We start from the raw sequence: 19,762 nt of genomic DNA, 5'->3' as shown, positions 1-19,762 counted from the left end.
GCCGCCAGGATTGGCTTCCAAAAAAGCTGAGATGGTGCCGCTTTTCTGGACAGGGTTCCAAGCCAATCCCGGCGTGAGGACGGGCGGGAATGAATACGGCGAGGAAGCGCGATGGCGCGGATTTCAAGGTTGGAGGCGATCCATGGGGATTTGACCCTGGCGGAGCTGGCAGCGAAACATGGCGTGCGTCACACGATAATCGCGGCGTGGAAGCGGCAGGCGATCGACGGGATGCCGGCGACGTTCTCCGGTGCCGGCGAGGCGGCCATGATGCGGGCCGGCGCCGGGTGCGGCGGCTGACGTGCAGGACGGGGCTGTCGCCGATCTATTAGCGACCGCGCACGAGCGATCGGCACCCGCGGCATCGCATTTATCCCTATCTGCTGCTCGGGCTGGCCTCGGACGGTGGATCACCTATTGCAATCAACAGCGCCCCAATCGGCCCTGGCCGGGCGGATCCCGGCGGAAGCCTACGGGCGGATCGGCGCTTCAGATCATAGGAGGCATGCCCTCCAATAATCTGATCACCAAAATGGCGGCATGAACGACAGGCCGGATTAGCTTAACTCAGCCGCAAAACTGTCCAAATAGGCGGGACCACCTCGCCCTACGAGTTCATCTGCAAAGCTTGGGCTGAACAATCCCACCGCTTCCCATCAAACCCGCACCATCAATCGGCGGGACCAAACTGGTTTCACTGAGGGCGTCACTGCAGAGGAGCAGGCCGATCATATCGGCGCGGCCGGCGACAGCTATTGAGCCGATGCGCCTGGCATCAGCGCGTCCGGCGCTCTGCGGCCGACGGCGCCGCCGCTCGCGCTAATCCTGACCTCGCGCTATTTCTGACCGGGCACCGGCCCCGCCGGCCTGCCACATCCTTTTGACAGCCCCCTCCGCTGCGTGGAGCCTTCCAAATCCGCAACGCGACTCTCGGGTATCAGATGCGCTTTCGGGGACATTGCCGTCCCTTGGCGGCGGTGCGATTTCCGGTGCCGGTCGTGGGGCTGGTCCAGCCCGTCACAGCAAGATGGGCGGCCGCCGATGGAGAGACGAATGCCGGAAGATGTGGCCGCCAAGAACAAGGCGCTGGTGCTTGAATTCTATCGCGAGGTTCTGGGCCACGGCCGGATCGAGCGTATCCACGACTATCTGCATGAATGGTATATTCAGCACAATGTCCAGGCCCAGGACGGCACCAAATCGCTATGCGAGTTCATTGCCAGCGTGGTCGAGTTGAATTCCGAGGAATCGAACAACAAGGTCCATCGCTGCGTTGCGGAAGGGGACTTGGTCGTCGTCCATTCGGAGGTTCAGCAGCATGGCGCGCCCAACGGCCTCGCCATTATCGATATCTTCCGCGTCGAGGACGGGAAGATCGCCGAGCATTGGGACGTCTATATGGACATTCCGGAGATCCCGGCCGGGCATCGCGGCATCTTTTGAGGTGCCGGTGCTGCAGGGCGACGCGGGGAGAGACAGAGTGGACGAAGGACTGACGTTCGTTGATGAGCCGGCGCCCAAAGGCCCGCCCTTCGACTTTCGGCAGCATCATTGCGGCCTCAGCGTGCCGGATCTGGAGGCGTCGATCGCGTGGTATCGCGAACTGTTCGGCTTTGCCGTGGAGGCGCGAACCTATCTGCCGCACGTGCCGTTCAAAGGAGCGTTTCTGCGCCGCGGTGATACGCGCATCGAGCTATTCGAGCGCGAAGGTGCCAGACCGCTTCCACGCGAGCGGCTCGATCCGGATGAAGACCTTGCCACGCACGGGACGAAGCATCTCTCGCTCGAGGTGTCAGATATTCACGCCGCCTTCGGCTATCTGAAGGAAAAGGGCATCGATGTCGCGATGGAGATATTCGAAGGCAATGGCCTTGCGGGCGGTTACATTCGCGACAATTCGGGCATATTGATCGAGCTGGTACAACATCTGGATGGCCGGGCTCGAGTGTAACCGGCAGAGGGGGCGGGGCGTGCGAACTGCGGCAAGCATCGACAGTCGCAGCCGGCGCGGGGGCGCATGACGACTTCGGACCGGGTTCTCAGCATTCTCAATCTCTTCACGTTCGAACGCCCGGAGTGGACGGTCGAGGAAGCCGCGCAGCATCTCAATCTGGCGGTGAGCACCGCATACCGGTATTTCAAGAGCCTCAACAATGCTGGGTTGGTCGTCGCGTTCAACCCGGGGCGCTACGTGCTTGGTCCCGCGATCATGCAATATGACCGGCAGATCCGGCTACGCGATCCACTGCTCGCGACGGCCAAGAAGCCGATGATGCAACTGGCCGAATGGTTGCCGCCGCAATCGATGGTCCTCCTGTGCGGCCTCTACCGGACCGAAGTGATGTGTACGGATCAGCAGTTCGTTCAGCGGCCCGATTATGCGGTGAGCTATGAACGCGGACGATTGATGCCGATCTATGCCGGGTCGCCGGGCCAGATCATCCTGGCTCACCTTTCCTCGCGTGCGGCCAAGGCGATGCATCAGCGCTACGCTGTGGAAATGGCGGCGAGCGGCCTGGGCAGCTCTTGGGAAGAGGTCCGGCGCGCGCTGCGGCGGATCAGGGCGGAGGAGATTTCCACGGCCTCGGACGGGCAAGAGCCCGGTCAGGCGACGACGTCGGTCGGCATGTTCGGCCATGACGGCGCCGTGGTCGGCAGCCTCAGCACGGTCATGCCGGCGCGCGCCCAGGCGCGGGTCGCCTTCGATGAGCTCAAAAGGCGCCTGCTGGATGCGGCGCAAACCATCCGTGCCGGCATCGCGCTGCTCGCCCAATCGGACCGCGCGGCCGAATTCCTGCGCCGCTCCGGCGAGATTGCGGGCGGCGAGGTCAGGCCCCCACGCTGGCGCTATTGAGGCCGGTCAGTCGGCCGAAAGCGGATCGCGGCCGAGCATGATCTTGGCCTCCGGCGGCACCGCATCGAAATCGACACGGATGTTGATGCAGGCCGGCCCACCGCTGGCAATCGCCGAACGCACCGCCGCCGCAACGTCGGCAGGCTGATCGATATAGCAGCCGAAGGCGCCGAACGCAGCGGCGGCATCGTGATAGTCGCCATTCTCCAATTGCGTGCCGGTGACGCGGTTCGGGCCTGAGAAGACCTCCTGGAAATGGCGCGTCGCGCCCCAATTGCGATTGTTCATAATGATGACGACCACGGGCAGCCTATGCCGGAACATCGTATCGAATTCGGCTACGCTGTATCCGAAGGCGCCGTCGCCGGTGACCAGGATCACGGGGCGGGTGCGATCCGCAGCCTGTGCGCCCATTGCCAGCCCGATTCCGATGCCCATCGATCCGAGAAAGCTGTGGGTCAGGAAGGTCGCTGGCCGGCGGCCGGGCACGACCTCCGTGAACCAGTGATAGCATTCGGCCCCGTCCGCGACATAATCCGCGCGCTCGCCTGAGGCCTCCACAATGGAGGAGGCGGCGCGGAAAGGGTGGATCGGCGAACGATCATGGGCAAGCCCGTCTAGAGCTATCCGGCGCGCGCGTGCATGATCGCGCGCCGCGTCCCGCCAGGCGATCCGCGCGTCCGACGGCGCACCTGCTGCCAGCGCCTCAACGAGCGCGGCCAGCATCTGCGCGCTGTCCGCGCTGACGGCGAGCGCCGGATCGCGCAAACGCCCTAGTTCGCGGGCGTCCTGATCGACCTGGATCACCGCCGCATCCTCGGGGATGAGACGGCCCGAGCCGCCCGCCGTGTACAGCCCGAAGCGCACGCCGAGCATCAGCGCGGCATCGGCCCTCTTGCCGTCCAGCATCAGGCCGTGCGCTCCCTGGATCAGGCCGGCGGCCGCCGGATGTTCGTCGGGGAGAAGCCCGTGGCCCTCATAATCCGAGAAAACTGGTATGCCGGTGCGATCGACGAAGGCGCGCAGAGCGGATGCGGCACCGCTGCGCACCGCTTCTGATCCGACGACGATGATCGGCCGTTCGGCCGCCTCCAGAATGGTGATCGCCCGCGCGACGGCCTGTGGCGAGGGCGCGGCGGGGAGGCCGGCGTCGAGCGCATCGGGCAAGGCGATGGCGTCCTGGTCAATCTCCTGAGTAAGGATGTTCCAGGGAAAATCGAGAAGGACCGGCCCGCGCGGACCGGACATCGCGATCCGCAGCGCTTGTGCGACCAGACGCGGAATGTTGGCTGTAACGGTGACCTGATGCGCCCATTTCGTGATCGGCTTGGCCAGCGCGACCTGATCGATCCCGGCCTGCAGCGTGTTCGTTTCGTCATCGGCCATGGCGCCGGAGCCCGTGATGAACAGCACCGGGGTACGATCGAGGAAGGCATTGGCGATCGGCGTCACCGCGTTGGTAAAGCCGCCGCCGGCGGTCACCAGGGCCACACCGAGCTTTCCCGAAGCCCGGGCATAGCCCTCCGCAGCATGGCCGGCGGCAGCCTCGTGCCGCGTATCGATCAACTCCAGCCCATGATCGGCGCAGCTCTGGAAAACCGTCTCGATATGAGCGCCGTGAAGGCCGAATATCGTGTCCACACCGGCCTTGCGCAGGACGCGCACCAGCAATTCCCCGCCCGTGATCTTTGCCATCGAAATCCTCCCCAATCAGCGGCGCGTTGTCGTCGAGCTGCCGGCGTCGTCGTTTCGAGGGGGATAATAATCTACAAAATTATTAGATATCAAGAATAATGAACATATTTTCCCGGGAGGCGGCCGGGTAGAGGCGCGTTTTGCGGCCGCGTCACCCGGTTTGCTGAACATCTGCGCGCGCCCGCCGCCGATAATCGCCTGGGCTTGCATGGTAGATTTTCTTGAAGGCGCGATGGAAGGCTGCCTCCGAATGATAGCCGACACGATAGGAGATGGACGAAATCGGCACGGCCTCCTTGAGGAGCATATCGGCCGCGCGCTCCACGCGCAGACGGGCGAGATAATTCATCGGTGTTGCGCCGATAACGGCCTTGAAGCGATCGATGAACCCCGAGCGACTGAGATGGGCGCGCTCGCTGAGATCGGAAACCGACCAGCGCGCCTCGGGATGCTGGTGCATTTCGAGCAGGACCTGCTTGATACGGTCGTCGTCGAGCCGCGCATTGTAGCTCGGCACTGGCGCCAGCTCGCGCATCCCGCACGCCAGGAGATAGATGGCCATCATCTCGTCAAGCCTGCGGTCGATCATCGCCTGCAACTGATCGGTCTCGGTAAATTGTTGATATATATCGAGAATCGACTGAAATCTGGGAGTTTTTGCGATGGTCTCCCGGGAAATAAGGACGATGTAGGGAAGCATGCCCTTGAACGGCGAATCCAGGGTTGAGGCTTCGGAGCTGAACACGATCGCGCCGCCGTCGCCGGGGGCGGCTTCGTTCACCCCCCCCTCTATGGCGCGGATCGGCGCGCACAGATGCGAATCCTCCGCGCGCTCGGTCATGCGAATCGTATGCGCGTACCAGCGATTGAGCACTAGGATGCAGCCCTCATCGACCGGCACAGGAACGTGGCGATCGACTTCGACCCAAATCCTTCCGCGCCTTACATAATAGAAAGTCGCGAAATCACGCCGGGCATCGCGGCGGATCGTCTCGGCCGCGCGCAATTCGAAATGCTGTTTGCGGCAACCCTGGAATCTGAGGTCTTCCAGCAATCCCAGATGACCGTGCATGTCTCCCCTCCCGAACCGGCGCGCCTCGCTCGGGCCGCCGATTTCCGTGCTCGGCCCGGCAAGCCGGTCGCGCCGACTCCGGGGCATAGCTTCCGTCCTCTGGGACATTGCATATGACGGTGACCCCTCTAAGTCCATAAGAAGCGCGATATTCTTAATAAACGCGAAATCTGTGTAAAACAGAGAGGGAGAGGGTGATGAGCAAAGCACGTCGTTTCATGGGGCCGCGGTCGTGGATGGGGGCGTCGGCTGCGGTACTCGCGGTGTCGCTGGCGGCGGTACCGGCGCATGCTCAGGAGTCCGCGCAGGAGCCTGCGTCCGAAAATGAGCCGGCGAGCGAGCCGGCGGTCGAAGATATCGTCGTCACCGCGCAGTTTCGCGAACAGAATCTCCAGCAAACGCCGCTCGCGATCACGGCGATCTCCGGGGACATGCTCGAGGCGCGCGGGCAGACCAGCATTGCCGACGTCGCGGGACAGGCCCCGAGCGTGACGCTGAAGGCCCAGGGGGCGGCATTCGGCCCGTCGCTCGTCGCGTCGATACGCGGCGTCGGACAGTTCGATTTCAATCCGGCGCTGGAGCCGGGCGTCGGCGTCTATGTCGATGACGTCTATTACGCCACGCTGACGGGCTCCATCTTCGATCTGCTTGATCTCGATCGCGTTGAAGTGTTGCGTGGACCGCAGGGCACACTGGCCGGCCGCAACTCGATCGGCGGCGCCATCAGGCTCTATTCAAGCCGGCCCACCGGCTCCGGCAACGGCTCGATTTCGGCCACTTATGGCAGCGATAACCGCATCGACCTGCGCGGATCGATGGATATCGCGATGGCCGACGATCTCTTCCTTCGCGTGGCCGGTGTCTCTAAGTCGCAGAACGGCTATATCGACCGGATCGACTATGGCTGCGCCTTCCCAGCCAGCGGCGTCCCGTCGCTGGCCGGCACTGCCGGCGACTGCATCATCGATCGCAACGGCGAGGTGAACTACGATGCCGGCCGCGTCCAACTGCGTTACGCGCCGTCCTCCGGGTTCGAGATCAATCTTGCGGCCGATTATACGCGCGACCGCCACAATACGCCGGGCGGTGTGCTGACTTTTGCGAACTATGCGGGGCCGGGGGACGTAAACCCCTTCGCGGTCAACGTTCCTTATGACAGCCGTTTCATGCCGCCCTATGGCTCCTTCTACAATTACGCCAATTTCTACAATCCGGCGGACGGCCCCAGCGCCCAATATGTTGCGGACGATATCACCGATTTCGAAGGGTGGGGCGTTTCCGGATCCGTCGCGGTCGATCTGTCGAGCCGGCTGAAGCTGACCTCGATCACGGCCTATCGCGCTTACGCGCTCTATTTCACCAACGACGACGATTATTCGCCGCTGGCGCTCAGCCTGGCGATCAGCGATCTCGATTTCTGGTCGTTCAGCCAGGAGGTGCGCCTCAGCGGCTCGCTGGGAACCGGGGACCGGCTCGAATACACGCTCGGAGGCTATTATTCGGAGCAGAAGTCCGTCTACCTGACGACCCAGGACATTCGCTATGCGGGCATTCCGGCCTTCACTGGCAATGATCCTGTGACAGCCGACACGCTCGCCGCCTTTGCGCATGTGGCATGGCAGGCGACCGATCGCCTGACGCTCACCGGCGGCCTGCGCTATACCGAGGAGAGTAAGGATTACACGTTCGGGCGCACCATGCCCGATGGCTCGCCCCATCCCGTACTCGGGGCGCTGGACGGGCTGACCGGCCGTTACTCCGGCAATCGCGTCGATTACCGTGCTAACGTCCAATATCGGTGGTCGCCGACGGTGATGACCTATGCCCAGGTTTCAACCGGCTTCAAGGGCGGAGGCGTCAACCCGCGTCCGTTCAGCGCCGCGCAGCTTCAGCCCTTCAATCCGGAAACGCTGACCTCCTATGAAGCGGGGATCAAGACGGACCTGCTCGACCGGCGCCTCCGTCTCAATCTTGCAGCCTTTCACAGCCGCTATTCGAACATCCAGTTGCAGCTCAATTCCTGTCCGCAATTCGGCGGGCCGGGTCCGTGCGCGATGATCGCCAATGCCGGCAGCGCCGATGTGAACGGCATCGAGCTGGAGGCCGCCCTGCGCCCTGTCTCCGGGCTGATGATCGATGGCTCGATCAGCTATCTCGACTTCGAATATACGGACGTGAATCCCCAGGCTGGCGGCGTCGGCGGCGTCCAGCTCGGGTTTGTTCCTCCTTATGTTCCGGAATGGAAGTGGAGCATCGGCATCCAGTATGAGATCCCGCTGGGCGATGCGGGATCGCTGACGCCGCGCTTCGACGCAGCCTATCAGAGCCGCGTCTTCTCCAGTGCGGTCAATGCGGGGACCAACCGGATTCCGGGCTATACGCTCGCCAATGCCAGCCTCACCTGGCGGACGGCCGACGAAGACTGGGCGGTTGCCTTCGAAGTTTCGAACCTGTTCGACCAATATTATTACACGACCAGCTTCGATCAATCCGCGATCGGGGGTGCGGCCAGCGCGCAGCCGGGCCGCCCCCGGCAGTGGGCGCTCACCGTGCGGCGGCAATTCTGATCGCCCCGGCGGGGCCTCCGAGGACAATAAGATGACCTTTCCTGACGTGTCGAAGCTCGCGGATGAGGTGGTGGGGGAGGTTATCTCGCCCGATCACCCCCGTTATGATGAATATCGCCGGATCTGGAATGCGATGATCGATCGCCGACCGGGCGCCATCGTCCGGGTCACGTGCCAGGCCGATGTCGTCGCGACGATCAACTTTGCGCGCAACGCGGGTGTCAATGTCGCGATCAAGGGTGGCGGGCACAGCGCCCCCGGCCACAGCATGTGCGATGATGGCATCGTCATCGACCTCGCGCTGATGAATCGCGTGATCGTCGATCCGGAGACCCGCCTTGTCCGCGTGGAGGGAGGTTGCCTGCTGCGCGATCTCGATACGGAAGCCCGAAAATATGGGCTGGCAGTGCCGGCCGGCGCCATTTCACATACCGGTGTTGCGGGCCTGGCGCTGGGCGGCGGCTTCGGCAATCTGATGCGCAAATACGGGCTGACCGTGGACAGCATGGTCGGGCTGGATGTCGTGCTGGCCGATGGTAAGGTCGTGCGCGTCGATGCCGGTAATCACGAAGATCTGTTCTGGGCGATGCGCGGCGGCAGCGGCAACTTCGGGGTCGTGACCGAGTTCACCTTCCAGGGACACGAGGTCTGCGATCCCGTGATCACGATCCTGCTGCATCCGTTGCCGGGGGCGAAGCCGGTGCTCGAGGAATGGCGCGCCTTGACCTCGGGGGGGATGGCGGACGAACTCAACTGGCTCACCTATTATCGATGGGCCCCCGATCAGCCGGGCGTTCCGGCGGAGCTTGTTAACAAGCCGGTGCTGATGTCGATGCTCCAGTGGAACGGAGATTCGGCGGAAGGCCTTCGGGTCCACCGGGAGATCGCCGACCGGATCGGCGGCCACGTGCTTTATCACGATGTGATGCCCTTTCTCGCGCTTCAGACGATCGCGGATGAACTCGGCGCGCATGGCAACCATGCCTGGATGAAGGCGGGCTTCTTCGACGAGATTGATGACGGCCTGCTCGATGCGCTGATCGCTGCGGGTGGCCAGGCGAACGGCTGGCGCTGCGCGATCGAAGTGCTGCCGCTGGGCGGACAGATCGACCGCGTCGATCCGGCGCTCACCGCTTTCTCTCATCGCGGCTCGCGCTATGTGTTCAACGTGATCGGCCTTTGGGACGATCCGGCGGATACGGACGCAGGCATTCGCTGGGTGCGCAACTCCTATGCCGCGCTCGAGCCCTATATGACAGGCGGCGTCTATGTGAACTATATGGGCGGCGATGAGACCGGCGGCGTTGATGCGGCTTATGGCGGCGAGGAATATCTCAATCGCTTGCGCGCGCTGAAGGGCCGGTACGATCCGACCAACCTCTTCTGCTACAATTTCAACATCAAGCCGCTTGAGACGGCGGGCTGAATGCGGAGCCGCGCGGGAGGGGCGCAACATGCCTAGCTACGACTATATCGTCGTCGGCGCGGGCTCGGCGGGCGCCGTCGTGGCCGCGCGCCTTTCCGAGGATCCGGACGTGTCGGTGCTGCTCGTCGAAGCCGGGCGCCGCAGGCACCGGCATCCCTTGATCCGGATGCCGATCGGTTTTCTCAAGGCCTTTCCGAGACCGGCCTTCAGCGTCTCATTCGAAGGAGAGCCGGAGCCGCAGCTCGACGGCCGGCGTATCACCTGCTTTCGCGGCCGCGCGCTCGGCGGATCGAGCATCATCAACGGGTTGATGTACAATCGCGGCAATGCGCGGGATTATGATCTGTGGGCGCAACGCGGGCTGAGAGGCTGGAGCTACGATGATCTCCTGCCTTATTTCACTCGGCTCGAGAGCAGTTGGCGTGGCGCGAGCGAGCATCATGGCGACAGCGGCCCGGTCGGCGTCTCCCTGATCAAAGATCCAGCCCTCCTTTACGAGGATTTCGAACGTTCGGCGGTGGAGGCGGGTTTTACCGCGCGCGAGGATCTGTTCGCCGGACGGACCGACGGCGTCAGCCGCGTCGAACTCACCGTTGGCCGGGGTGAACGGGCGAGTACGGCGCGCGCCTATCTCGATCCGGCCATGCGCCGAAGCAACCTGACCGTGCTGACCGATGCCCGCGTGTCGCGCGTGCGGCTTGATGGCGGGCGCGCCACCGGCATAGACTATGTTCGAAAAGGGCGGGCCGCGACCGCTTTCGCGCGGCGCGAGGTAGTCCTGAGCGCGGGTGCCGTCCAGTCTCCCCAGCTCCTGATGCTGTCCGGCATCGGGCCGGCGGATGATTTGCGGGAGGTGGGGGTCGCGCCCGTGATCGACCTCCCCGGGGTCGGCCGGAATCTCATGGAACATCCGATGTTCCCGATGATGTGGCTGGCCAACCGTAAGGACACCTTCCTCAACAATCTTCGTCTCGATCGGGCCGCGATCGCCGCGATGCGCTGGATGCTGGCCCGCAGCGGCCCCTTCACCACCACGGCTTGCCACGGCATGGTCTATGCGAAGTCAAAGCCGGAGCTGGACCGGGCGGATCTGTTCCTGGGAGCGACGGCCGTTGGGCTCGATGCCGACCTGTGGTTCCCGGGTTTGACCGCAAAAGCGGTCCATCGGTTCGTCTGCTGCATCGCGCTCAACTATCCGCAAAGCCGGGGTTGGCTGAAGCTGCGCTCGAACGATCCGGCGGCGCCGCCGCGCATCCAGTACAATCTGCTCGAAGCGCCCGAAGATATGGCCGCCATGGTCGCCTCGGTCAGGATCGCCCGCGACATCTATGGCGCCGGGCCGCAGGGGGCGTCGATCGAATCAGAGTTGCTTCCCGGCCCCGATGTGCGCGCGGATGCGCAGATCGAGACATTCCTGCGCGGGATCGTGCGGGTGGCAGAGCATATTTGCGGCACCTGCGCGATGGGGGCGGGCGACGACGCGGTCGTGGACGATCAACTGCGCGTTCACGGCGTGGCCGGGCTGCGCGTGATCGATGCATCGGTGATGCCTGACATTCCGGGCGGCAATATCAACATCCCCACCATCATGATTGGCGAGAAAGGCGCGGACCTCCTGCGTCGGCCTTGAGGGGCGCTGTCGGCCCAGGCGTCTGGCCCCGGTCTCCAAACGCGAGTGGGAGGAGGCAGGTGCGGCGCGGGAGCGCTCGTGCGACCGCGACGGTCCTTCGAGCGATACGGCATAGTCAAGAGAGCCTGAGGGTTCTGGCCAGGCGGCACGGCCTCAACTCGAAGGCGACCGCCAAGTGGATGAAGCGCCGGGCGTGGCGCCGCCATCATGCAGGAACGTCCGGTGCCGGTGGTGGATGCGCCGGGCGGCCTGGTGCAGGTCAACCGCTACGACGAGTTCGGCATTCCGCAGACGGATCATGTCTCTGGTGTATTGCTGAACCTCAATCCGAGGCGGTTCCAGCAGGAATTTCGGGGAATTCCGGGGACGTTATACCTAATTGCCGGTATCGCGGCGCGGTGCTGGTTCGTCGGGATGGCAAGGCTTGCGCGGCGTGCGAACGATACGCGCGGCGGGTTTGCGACGCGCTACGGCTATGATTCGGTCTCGCGTCTGGAGCGGCGTCCGCGCCTCCGATTGGGGCGCCCGCCATGTTGCCGCTCCGGCGATCTCTCACCCAAGAAAACCATGCATGGTGATCCAGGCGACGAAAGCGTCGAACCATCCGGTGCTGGTGGTCTTCTTCGGATACATGCCGAACCCGTGCCCGCCTTGCTCGTACAGGTGGAATTCCACCGGCCGCTTTGCCGCGCGCCAGCTCTCGATGAGGCCGAAGCCGGTGTTCCCGAACAGCGGATCGTCCGCCGCCAGCGCGACGAACATCGGGGGCGCGTCGAGCGGGACGGTGACCGGCGCCAGCGAGCCATAGATGTTGCCGATGAAGGCGGGCCGGGCATCCTCGCCCGCGAGCGTGGTCGCCATGGTGAGCATTGCGCCCGCGGAAAAGCCGACCATGCCGATGCGTTCGGGATCGATCCGCCACGCCTTCGCCCTTGCCCGGACCAGCGCAAAGGCGGCGCGCGCGTCGGCGATCTGCGGCGCCAGCCCGGCGATCTGCGCGCCGGGCGAGAGCCGGGGCGGGCGCGCCGCGCCAGAGAACATCTGCCGCATCGATTCCTCGAACGCCGCCATTTCCGCCGGCGTCTGGTTCAGCCGGTATTTGAGCACGAAGGCCGCCACGCCCCGCGCCGCCAGCGCGCGTGCGACATCCCAGCCCTCATTCTCCATAGAAAGCGTGCGAAAGCCGCCGCCGGGCGCCACGATCACGGCCGCGCCGGTCGCCTTGCCCTCCTCGGGCAGAAAGGGGGTGAGCGTGGCCACGGTAACGTTGCGCGCGAACTTGCTGCCATATTGGCTGTGCCACGCCTCCGGCGCGGTCGCGCCCGGCAGCGGGCCGGTGTCCAGCACGATCGCCGTCGGCTGTGCGGGGATCGCGATCGGCGTCATCCGGTCGTTCTGCGCCATAACAGGCGTCGCGATCGCGCAGCAGGCGAGGAGCGCCGCAGCGCCGATATCCGCCAGAGCGGCGGGACGGATCATGTGGAACAAGCGCTTCATGGCTGGTCTCCGGCCGGGGTGGGGCGATGGGTTCAGCGTGGCGGCGGCGCGGTAACGCCAGCCTCGGTCTGGGTGACGGGCAGCATCAGCCCGTTCGCATCGTAAAGGAGATATTCGACCGTCACCGCCCGGCGTCCGATCGCGCCGCCCTGATCGCCGATGGCGAGCGCGGCATTGTGCAGGAATAGATACCAGTGGCCGCGAAACTCCATGATACCGGGATGGATGGTGAAGCTGTACTTGCCCGATCCGGTCAGTTCGCCGCGGTAGGTCCAAGGGCCGCGGATCGATGGTGCGGTGGAATAGGAGACGCGCTCGTCGGTATGGGTCGCGCGATCGAGTGAGGCGTAGGTCAGGTAATAGAGGCCGCCGCGCTTGTGCAGCCAGGGACCTTCCTCGAAATGCGGCGGGGTGATCTCGACGATCGGGCCGTCGATCTCGATCATGTTGGGCTTCAGCCGGGCGATATAGGCCTGGCGATTGCCCCAGGCGATCCAGGTCGTGCCGTCGTCGTCGGTGAAGACGGTAGGGTCGATATCCTCCCAGCTATGGGTGCCCTTGGGCGTCATCTCGTTGGTGATCAGCGCGGAGCCCTTGGCGTCGGTAAACGGGCCGGTGGGACTGTCGGAAACCGCCACCGCGATCGCCTTGCCGGGATGCGTATCGTCATGCTCGACGGCGGCATAGAACCAGAATTTGCCGTCCTTCTCGATCGCCTGCGATGCCCATGCGTCCCGCTTCGCCCATTTGAAATCGGCGACGCGCATGATCGGGCCATGATCGGTCCAGTTGCGCATGTCTGTGGTCGAATAGACGAGCCATTCGCGCATGTTGAACATCTCGTCGCGCTTCGCCTCGTCGTGGCCGACGTACAGGTACAGCCGGTCGCCCACCACCAGCGGCGCCGGATCGGCGGTAAACTTGTCGCGGATGATCGGATTGGAGCCGGGCACGGGGGCCGGCACGGTCTGGCTCTGCGCGACGCTTGACAGCGTTGCCAGCGCCGCTGCGGCCAGAATCCGCGGAACGATGCTTCTCACCTCTGCTCCTTTCCTGCCCGGCGGCACGGTCAGTCCACGGCGGCAACGGCCTGCGGGGCGCTCGCGGGCTTCGATCCCCACAGCGCATAGAACAGCACATAGGCACAGCACGCCGCGGTCAGCAGGAAGCCCCAGTTCAGCCCGTAATCGTCCGCGATCCGCCCCTGGATGAACACCAGCGCGCCGCCCGCGATCGACATGATCAGGAAGCCGGAGCCTTCCTCGGTCAGCGGGCCGAGCCCGCGGATCGAAAGCGCGAAGATCGTCGGGAACATGATCGAGATGAACAGCCCCATCGCCATCAGCGCATACATCGCCACCGGGCCGGTCACGAACACCGCGACCAGCGCGCAGCCGATGCCGCCCGCCGCGAACAGCGCCAGCACCTTTTCCGGCGCGACGAAGCGCATGATCCACGCCCCGGCGAAGCGGCCCACCATCATGCCGCCCCAGAAGAACGCCAGGTACGATGCGGCATCCGCCTTGGTGATATTGGCGATCTGTTCCTGCGACGCGAAGTTGATGAACAGGCTGCTCACGCCGATTTCGGCATAGACGCACAGCGCGATGGCGCCGCATCCGAACACTAGGTTGCGGTGCTTCCACAGCGACAGGTTCTTGCGCGCCTCGGCCGATGCCCGCCGCGTCGATGCGCCCAGTTCGGGCAGCTTCGCCATGGCGATGGCGACGGCCAGCCCGGCCAGCACGATCGCGACGATCAGATAGGGCAGCTCGGTCGCCTGCGCGTCGGCCATGCGCTCGGCATAGCTCAGCTCGCGCCCGTCGAGCGAGGTGCCGCCCACGGTGCGCGCCAGGATCAGTTGCTGGCCGAATATGATCGCCAGCACGTCGCCCGTGGTGTTGAACGCCTGCACCAGCGTCAGCCGCGATTCGGAAGTCTCCGGCGGGCCGATCACGGCGACATAGGGATTGGCCGCCACCTGCAGCAGCGCGATGCCGCACGATACGGTGAACAGCGAACCCAGCGTCACCCAATAGGACGGCAGCCCCGCCGCCAGGATCATCCCCAGCGATCCTGCCGTCATGATCGCCAGCCCGGTGGTCAGCGCGCGCTGGTATCCGATCCGCTCGATCAGCAGCGCAGACGGCACCGACGCGAGCAGATAGCCGATGAACCAGGTCGATTCGATCAACGTTGTCTGGAAATAGTTGAGATCGAACACGCTGCGCAGGTGCGGCAGCAGCGTGTTGTTGATGACCGTGATGAACCCCCACATGAAGAACAGGCTGGCGAGCAGCGTGAGCGCCGGGCCGTAGCTCCGTGCCCCGGTTCCGGCGGCAACGATTCCTTCCTTCGGTGGCGGCGCCATCTCATTCTCCCCCGGCGGCAAATCGCTTGCCCTTTTTTTGTCGGACTATATTCACCGCCAATCAGCGTCAATCCTGCGGCGCCGGTTTTGGGGAGGTTGGGCGATGAAGGCGATGTTGCTTGCGGCGGTGCTGTGCGCGGCGGCCACCCCTGCGCTGGCGGCGGATGCCGTCCGCGAACAGGCGGGGAAGCTCTCCGGCGGCGAAGCGGTGGAGGCGGTGACGCTCAGCAACGCGCGCGGCGTGCGGGCGCGCGTCATCACCTATGGGGCCACGCTCCAGTCGCTGATCGCGCCCGATCGCAACGGCGTGCCGGCTGAGGTGACGCTGGGCTTCGACAGCGCAGCGGAATATGAGGCCAAGCCCAGCTATTTCGGCGTCACCGTCGGCCGCTATGCCAATCGCATCGCCGGCGGGCGCTTCAGCCTCGACGGGCACGCCTATCAGCTCACCCGGAACGACAAGGCCAATTCGCTCCACGGCGGCGTCCAGGGCTTCGACAAGCGCAACTGGAAGATCCTGTCGGTGTCCAGCGGCGCCACGGCGCGCGTGGTGATGGGCCTCACCAGCGCGGACGGCGATCAGGGCTATCCGGGCAAGCTCGACGTCACCGTGACCTATTCGCTCGACGACGCCGGCGACCTGACGATCGCGTTCGAGGCGTCGGCAGACAAGCCCACCATCGTCAACATGACCAATCACGCGCTGTTCAACATGGCCGGCGACGGGGCGCCCGCGGGCACCTCCGGCCAGCTCCTCACCATTCCGGCGCAGGCCTATACCCCGGTCGACGCCGCGCTGATCCCAACCGGCGAGCTTCGGCCCGTGGCGGGCAGCGTGTTCGATTTCCGCAAGGCCCGGCTGGTCGCCGCGGGGCTGCGCGACGGGCGCGATCCCCAGATCGTCACCGGCCGTGGCTACGACCATAATTTCGCGCTCGACAAGGGGCTCACCGCCACGCCCCAGCTCGCCGCCCGGCTGGAGGATCCCGCCTCGGGCCGCGTGCTGGAGGTGCTCAGCACCGAACCGGGGCTGCAATTCTACAGCGGCAACTTCCTCGACGGCACCGTCGCCGGGCGCGGCGGCCGCGTCTATCGCATGGGAGACGGCATCGCGCTGGAGCCGCAGAAATTCCCGGATTCGCCCAATCAGCCGGCCTTCGCCTCCGCGCGCGTCGATCCGGGCAAGCCCTATCGCCACGTCATGATCTACCGCCTCTCCACCAACTGATCGCGCCGCCCCATGACCGACCAAAAGCCGCTGCGCTCCCGCGCCTGGTTCGACAACCCGGCGAACATCGACATGACCGCGCTCTATCTGGAGCGTTACCTGAACTTCGGCCTGAGCCTGCAGGAGCTGCAATCCCGCAAGCCGATCATCGGCATCGCCCAGACGGGCAGCGATCTCAGCCCGTGCAACCGCCACCATCTCGTGCTGGCGGAGCGCGTGCGCGAGGGCATTCGCGAGGCGGGCGGGATCGCCATCGAATTCCCCGTCCACCCGATCCAGGAGACGGGCAAGCGCCCCACCGCCGGGCTGGACCGCAACCTCGCCTATCTCGCGCTGGTCGAGGTGCTCTACGGCTATCCGATCGACGGCGTGGTGCTGACGATCGGGTGCGACAAGACCACGCCTGCGTGCCTGATGGCGGCGGCGACGGTGAATATCCCCGCGATCGCGCTTTCGGTGGGGCCGATGCTCAACGGCTGGCACCGGGGCGAACGGACCGGATCGGGCACGATCGTGTGGAAGGCGCGCGAGATGCTCGCGGCGGGAGAGATCGACGACAAGGAGTTCATCCGCCTCGTCGCCAGCTCGGCGCCGTCCACCGGCTATTGCAACACGATGGGCACGGCCACGACGATGAATTCGCTGGCCGAGGCGCTGGGCATGTCGCTGCCCGGCTCGGCCGCGATTCCCGCGCCCTATCGCGACCGGCAGGAAAATGCCTATCGCACCGGCCTGCGCATCGTGGACATGGTGCGCGAGGACCTGAAACCGTCGGACATACTGACGCGCGCGGCGTTCCATAACGCGATCCGCGTCAATTCCGCGATCGGCGGATCTACCAACGCGCCGATCCATCTCGCCGCGATCGCACGCCATATCGGCGTCGATCTGCCGATTCAGGATTGGCAGGCGGTGGGCCACGACGTGCCGCTGCTCGTCAACCTCCAGCCCGCGGGCGAATATCTGGGCGAGGATTATTATCGCGCGGGCGGCGTGCCGGCCGTGGTTGCGCAGTTGATGCGGCGCGGTCTGATCGACGAAAATGCGCGCACCGCCAACGGCCTCAGCATCGGCGACAATTGCCGGGACGCGGCGATCGAGGACGAACGGGTGATCCGGCCGATAGACCGGCCGATCCAGGAGGCGGCCGGCTTCATCGTGCTGCACGGCAACCTGTTCGATTCCGCGGTGATGAAGACGAGCGTGATCTCCGGCGAGTTTCGCGCGCGCTACCTTTCCAATCCGGACGATCCCGATGCGTTCGAGGGGCCGGTGATCGTGTTCGACGGGCCGGAGGACTATCACGCCCGGATCGACGATCCGGCACTGGGTATCACCGCGCAGACGCTGTTGATCATGCGTGGCGCCGGGCCGATCGGCTATCCGGGCGCGGCCGAGGTGGTGAACATGCGCCCCCCCGATTATCTGATCACGCGCGGCGTGCGCAGCCTGCCCTGCCTGGGAGATGGCCGCCAGTCCGGCACCAGCGGAAGCCCGTCGATCCTGAACGCCTCGCCGGAGGCGGCCGCGATGGGCGGACTGGCGCTGCTGCGCGATGGCGACCGGGTGCGCGTCGATCTGCGCGCCGGAACCGCGAACATGCTGGTAGGCGAAGAGGAACTCGCCCGCCGCCGCCACGCGCTGGAGGCGGCGGGGGGCTATCCCTATCCGGAATCGCAGACGCCCTGGCAGGAGATCCAGCGCGGCCTGACGGGGCAGTTGGAGGGCGGCGCGATCCTGGAGGGCGCCGAGCGCTACCAGCGCATCGCCCAGACACGCGGCCTGCCGCGCGACAATCACTGATTCCGCAGACGAAGGAGAGCAAGATGAAGGGGAAGCTTTTGGGCGGCGCGATGATCGCCCTGCTGGCGCTCGCGGGTCCGGCGCTGGCGCAGCGCTCCGGAGAGGCGATCTCCGTCACGGTCGAGGCCGGCAAGGCCGGGCCGAAGATCGATCGCCAGATCTTCGGCCAGTTCGCGGAGCATCTTGGCACCGGCATCTATGGCGGCGTCTGGGTCGGGCCGGATTCGAATATCCCCAACGTCCGCGGCATCCGCAGCGACGTGGTCGCCGCGCTCAAGGCGATCAAGGTACCCAACGTGCGCTGGCCGGGCGGCTGCTTCGCGGACGAATATCACTGGCGCGACGGCATCGGCGATCCGAAGAAGCGGCGCATCACCGTAAACTCCAACTGGGGCGGCGCGATCGAGAACAATGCGTTCGGCACGCACGAATTCTTCGATTTCGTCGAACAGATCGGGTCGGAGGCCTATGTCTCGATCAACGTCGGATCGGGCAGCTACAAGGAGGCGGCGGACTGGGTCGCCTATATGACCGCCGACACGCGCAACACCGCCGGGCAGGAGCGCGCCGCCAATGGCCGCAAGGAACCGTGGAAGATCAAGTTTCTGGGCATCGGCAACGAGAGCTGGGGCTGTGGCGGCAACATGCGGCCCGAATATTATGCCGACGAGCTGAAGCGCTACGCCCGCTTCGCGCGCAACTACAATCCCGCGCAGCAGGGCGACGCCAATCCGGATCGCATGCTGCGCGTCGCCGTTGGCCCCAACGACAACGACACTACCTATACCGAAGGGGTGATGAAGGCGTGGAAGGACCGCGACTGGAGCTGGAGCATAGAGGGGCTGTCGCTCCACAGCTACACGGTGGTGAAATGGCCGCCCGCCTATGACTCGGTGAATTTCGGCGAAAAGGAATATGCCGAGCTGACCCAGGCGACGCTGCGCATGGACGCGCAGATCAAGACCCATTCGGCGATCATGGACAAATATGATCCCGAAAAGAAGGTGCCGCTGATCGTGGACGAATGGGGCGTCTGGCTGGCCAAGCTGCCCGGCACCACCGAAGGCTTTCTCCAGCAACAGAACACGCTGCGCGACGGCATCATCGCCGCGCTGAACTTCAACATCTTCGCGCGCCATGCCGATCGCGTGCGCGGCGCCAACATCGCCCAGATGGTCAACGTGCTCCAGGCGATGATCCTCACCGACGGGCCGAAGATGGTGCTGACCCCCACCTATTACGTCCACCGCATGTACCTGCCTTTTCAGGACGCGACCTTCATCCCGGTTCGCTTCGACGCCGGCGAATATCGCGTGGGCGACGTGGTGCTGCCCCGCATCGATGCGGTGGCGGCGCGCGGGGCGGACGGCAAGCTGTGGCTGGCGGCGGTGAACCTCGATCCCAATCGCGCCGCGCCGTTGCGGCTGGAGATCCCCGGCGTGCGCGTGCGCAGCGCAGCCGGCGAAGTGCTGACCGCGCCCAAGGTCAACAGCCTCAACAGCTTCGATGCGCCCGATTCGGTCGCGCCGCGGCCGATCGCGGGCAAGGCGCAGGGCGGCGGCGTGACGATCGAGCTGCCGGCGAAGTCGGTGACGGTGCTCGCGCTCGAAAGCTGACCG

16 protein-coding genes and 1 pseudogene are annotated in these 19,762 nt (G+C 65.1%); 12 read left to right on the top strand and 5 right to left on the bottom strand.

Features of this window, described 5'->3' with window-relative positions:
* The first annotated feature begins 111 nt into the window (after positions 1-111).
* The 4 genes from OM513_RS01590 to OM513_RS01575 all read left to right on the top strand — a co-directional run bounded on the left by OM513_RS01590 (position 112) and on the right by OM513_RS01575 (position 2,854).
* A complete protein-coding gene (locus OM513_RS01590; RefSeq protein WP_380916266.1) occupies positions 112-300 on the top strand; it encodes a hypothetical protein in 189 nt (62 codons plus the stop codon).
* Between the two features lie 753 nt (positions 301-1,053).
* Positions 1,054-1,443, top strand: coding sequence for a nuclear transport factor 2 family protein (locus tag OM513_RS01585; protein WP_264942391.1), 390 nt, complete (start codon positions 1,054-1,056; stop codon positions 1,441-1,443).
* A 37-nt stretch (positions 1,444-1,480) separates the two neighbouring features.
* Entirely contained in the window at positions 1,481-1,951 is a 471-nt protein-coding gene (locus OM513_RS01580; protein WP_264942390.1) for a VOC family protein, read from the top strand.
* Between the two features lie 66 nt (positions 1,952-2,017).
* Entirely contained in the window at positions 2,018-2,854 is an 837-nt protein-coding gene (locus OM513_RS01575) for an IclR family transcriptional regulator (protein WP_264942389.1), read from the top strand.
* Between the two features lie 6 nt (positions 2,855-2,860).
* Here the strand turns inward: OM513_RS01575 and OM513_RS01570 are convergent, their stop codons facing one another.
* The gene (locus OM513_RS01570; protein ID WP_264943008.1) at positions 2,861-4,495 is read right to left on the bottom strand and encodes a thiamine pyrophosphate-binding protein; all 1,635 of its coding nucleotides are present in this window, start codon (positions 4,493-4,495) and stop codon (positions 2,861-2,863) included.
* Here OM513_RS01570 and OM513_RS01565 point away from each other — a divergent pair.
* Positions 4,385-4,648, top strand: a complete 264-nt coding sequence (locus OM513_RS01565) for a hypothetical protein (protein WP_264943052.1) — start codon at positions 4,385-4,387, stop codon at positions 4,646-4,648. The genes OM513_RS01570 and OM513_RS01565 overlap by 111 nt on opposite strands.
* A 52-nt stretch (positions 4,649-4,700) precedes the next feature.
* Here the strand turns inward: OM513_RS01565 and OM513_RS01560 are convergent, their stop codons facing one another.
* Positions 4,701-5,621 carry an AraC family transcriptional regulator gene (locus OM513_RS01560; RefSeq protein ID WP_264942388.1) on the bottom strand — a complete coding sequence of 307 codons (921 nt, stop codon included), beginning with the start codon at positions 5,619-5,621 and terminating at the stop codon, positions 4,701-4,703.
* 197 nt (positions 5,622-5,818) lie between these two features.
* On the opposite strand from OM513_RS01560, the gene OM513_RS01555 reads away from it, so the two are divergent.
* From OM513_RS01555 to OM513_RS01540, 4 genes and pseudogenes are all read left to right on the top strand, one after another.
* Positions 5,819-8,188, top strand: coding sequence for a TonB-dependent receptor (locus OM513_RS01555; RefSeq protein ID WP_264942387.1), 2,370 nt, complete (start codon positions 5,819-5,821; stop codon positions 8,186-8,188).
* A gap of 31 nt (positions 8,189-8,219) precedes the next feature.
* Positions 8,220-9,614 carry an FAD-binding oxidoreductase gene (locus OM513_RS01550; protein ID WP_264942386.1) on the top strand — a complete coding sequence of 465 codons (1,395 nt, stop codon included), beginning with the start codon at positions 8,220-8,222 and terminating at the stop codon, positions 9,612-9,614.
* A gap of 28 nt (positions 9,615-9,642) precedes the next feature.
* Positions 9,643-11,244, top strand: a complete 1,602-nt coding sequence (locus tag OM513_RS01545) for a GMC family oxidoreductase (protein ID WP_264942385.1) — start codon at positions 9,643-9,645, stop codon at positions 11,242-11,244.
* Positions 11,241-11,432 (top strand): annotated as a pseudogene (locus OM513_RS01540) (hypothetical protein); the annotation flags it as partial. The gene OM513_RS01545 and the pseudogene OM513_RS01540, both read left to right, overlap by 4 nt.
* 364 nt (positions 11,433-11,796) lie before the next feature.
* Here the strand turns inward: OM513_RS01540 and OM513_RS01535 are convergent.
* The 3 genes from OM513_RS01535 to OM513_RS01525 are packed head-to-tail and all read right to left on the bottom strand — an operon-like array spanning position 11,797 to position 15,112.
* Positions 11,797-12,741 carry an alpha/beta hydrolase gene (locus OM513_RS01535; RefSeq protein WP_264942384.1) on the bottom strand — a complete coding sequence of 315 codons (945 nt, stop codon included), beginning with the start codon at positions 12,739-12,741 and terminating at the stop codon, positions 11,797-11,799.
* A gap of 32 nt (positions 12,742-12,773) precedes the next feature.
* A complete protein-coding gene (locus tag OM513_RS01530) occupies positions 12,774-13,781 on the bottom strand; it encodes a glycoside hydrolase family 43 protein (protein WP_264942383.1) in 1,008 nt (335 codons plus the stop codon).
* A gap of 29 nt (positions 13,782-13,810) precedes the next feature.
* Positions 13,811-15,112, bottom strand: a complete 1,302-nt coding sequence (locus tag OM513_RS01525; RefSeq protein WP_264942382.1) for a sugar MFS transporter — start codon at positions 15,110-15,112, stop codon at positions 13,811-13,813.
* A 103-nt stretch (positions 15,113-15,215) separates the two neighbouring features.
* Here OM513_RS01525 and OM513_RS01520 point away from each other — a divergent pair, with 103 nt between their 5' ends.
* From OM513_RS01520 to OM513_RS01510, 3 genes are read left to right on the top strand one after another with little or no spacing between them, the layout of a single operon-like run.
* Positions 15,216-16,340, top strand: coding sequence for an aldose epimerase family protein (locus tag OM513_RS01520; RefSeq protein WP_264942381.1), 1,125 nt, complete (start codon positions 15,216-15,218; stop codon positions 16,338-16,340).
* Between the two features lie 12 nt (positions 16,341-16,352).
* On the top strand, positions 16,353-18,143 hold the full coding sequence (locus OM513_RS01515) for an IlvD/Edd family dehydratase (protein ID WP_264942380.1): 1,791 nt from the start codon (positions 16,353-16,355) through the stop codon (positions 18,141-18,143).
* A 23-nt stretch (positions 18,144-18,166) separates the two neighbouring features.
* Positions 18,167-19,759, top strand: coding sequence for an alpha-N-arabinofuranosidase (locus OM513_RS01510; protein ID WP_264942379.1), 1,593 nt, complete (start codon positions 18,167-18,169; stop codon positions 19,757-19,759).
* Positions 19,760-19,762: the final 3 nt, after the last annotated feature.

Origin of the sequence: Sphingomonas canadensis, from assembly GCF_026013525.1 — a bacterium.
GTDB classification, from domain to species: Bacteria; Pseudomonadota; Alphaproteobacteria; order Sphingomonadales; family Sphingomonadaceae; genus Sphingomonas; species Sphingomonas canadensis.
The sequence above is the reverse complement of the archived record's forward strand: the minus strand, read 5'-3'. Positions and strand labels throughout refer to the sequence as shown.

Bases quoted from the DNA above. Each gene is read 5' to 3' on its own strand.
- OM513_RS01525 (WP_264942382.1), bottom strand. From the start codon at position 15,112: ATGGCGCCGCCACCGAAGGAAGGAATCGTTGCCGCCGGAACCGGGGCA.
- OM513_RS01550 (WP_264942386.1), top strand. From the start codon at position 8,220: ATGACCTTTCCTGACGTGTCGAAGCTCGCGGATGAGGTGGTGGGGGAG.
- OM513_RS01510 (WP_264942379.1), top strand. From the start codon at position 18,167: ATGAAGGGGAAGCTTTTGGGCGGCGCGATGATCGCCCTGCTGGCGCTC.
- OM513_RS01560 (WP_264942388.1), bottom strand. From the start codon at position 5,621: ATGCACGGTCATCTGGGATTGCTGGAAGACCTCAGATTCCAGGGTTGC.
- OM513_RS01590 (WP_380916266.1), top strand. From the start codon at position 112: ATGGCGCGGATTTCAAGGTTGGAGGCGATCCATGGGGATTTGACCCTG.
- OM513_RS01545 (WP_264942385.1), top strand. From the start codon at position 9,643: ATGCCTAGCTACGACTATATCGTCGTCGGCGCGGGCTCGGCGGGCGCC.
- OM513_RS01555 (WP_264942387.1), top strand. From the start codon at position 5,819: ATGAGCAAAGCACGTCGTTTCATGGGGCCGCGGTCGTGGATGGGGGCG.
- OM513_RS01535 (WP_264942384.1), bottom strand. From the start codon at position 12,741: ATGAAGCGCTTGTTCCACATGATCCGTCCCGCCGCTCTGGCGGATATC.
- OM513_RS01565 (WP_264943052.1), top strand. From the start codon at position 4,385: ATGGCCGGCGGCAGCCTCGTGCCGCGTATCGATCAACTCCAGCCCATG.
- OM513_RS01575 (WP_264942389.1), top strand. From the start codon at position 2,018: ATGACGACTTCGGACCGGGTTCTCAGCATTCTCAATCTCTTCACGTTC.
- OM513_RS01520 (WP_264942381.1), top strand. From the start codon at position 15,216: ATGAAGGCGATGTTGCTTGCGGCGGTGCTGTGCGCGGCGGCCACCCCT.
- OM513_RS01585 (WP_264942391.1), top strand. From the start codon at position 1,054: ATGCCGGAAGATGTGGCCGCCAAGAACAAGGCGCTGGTGCTTGAATTC.
- OM513_RS01515 (WP_264942380.1), top strand. From the start codon at position 16,353: ATGACCGACCAAAAGCCGCTGCGCTCCCGCGCCTGGTTCGACAACCCG.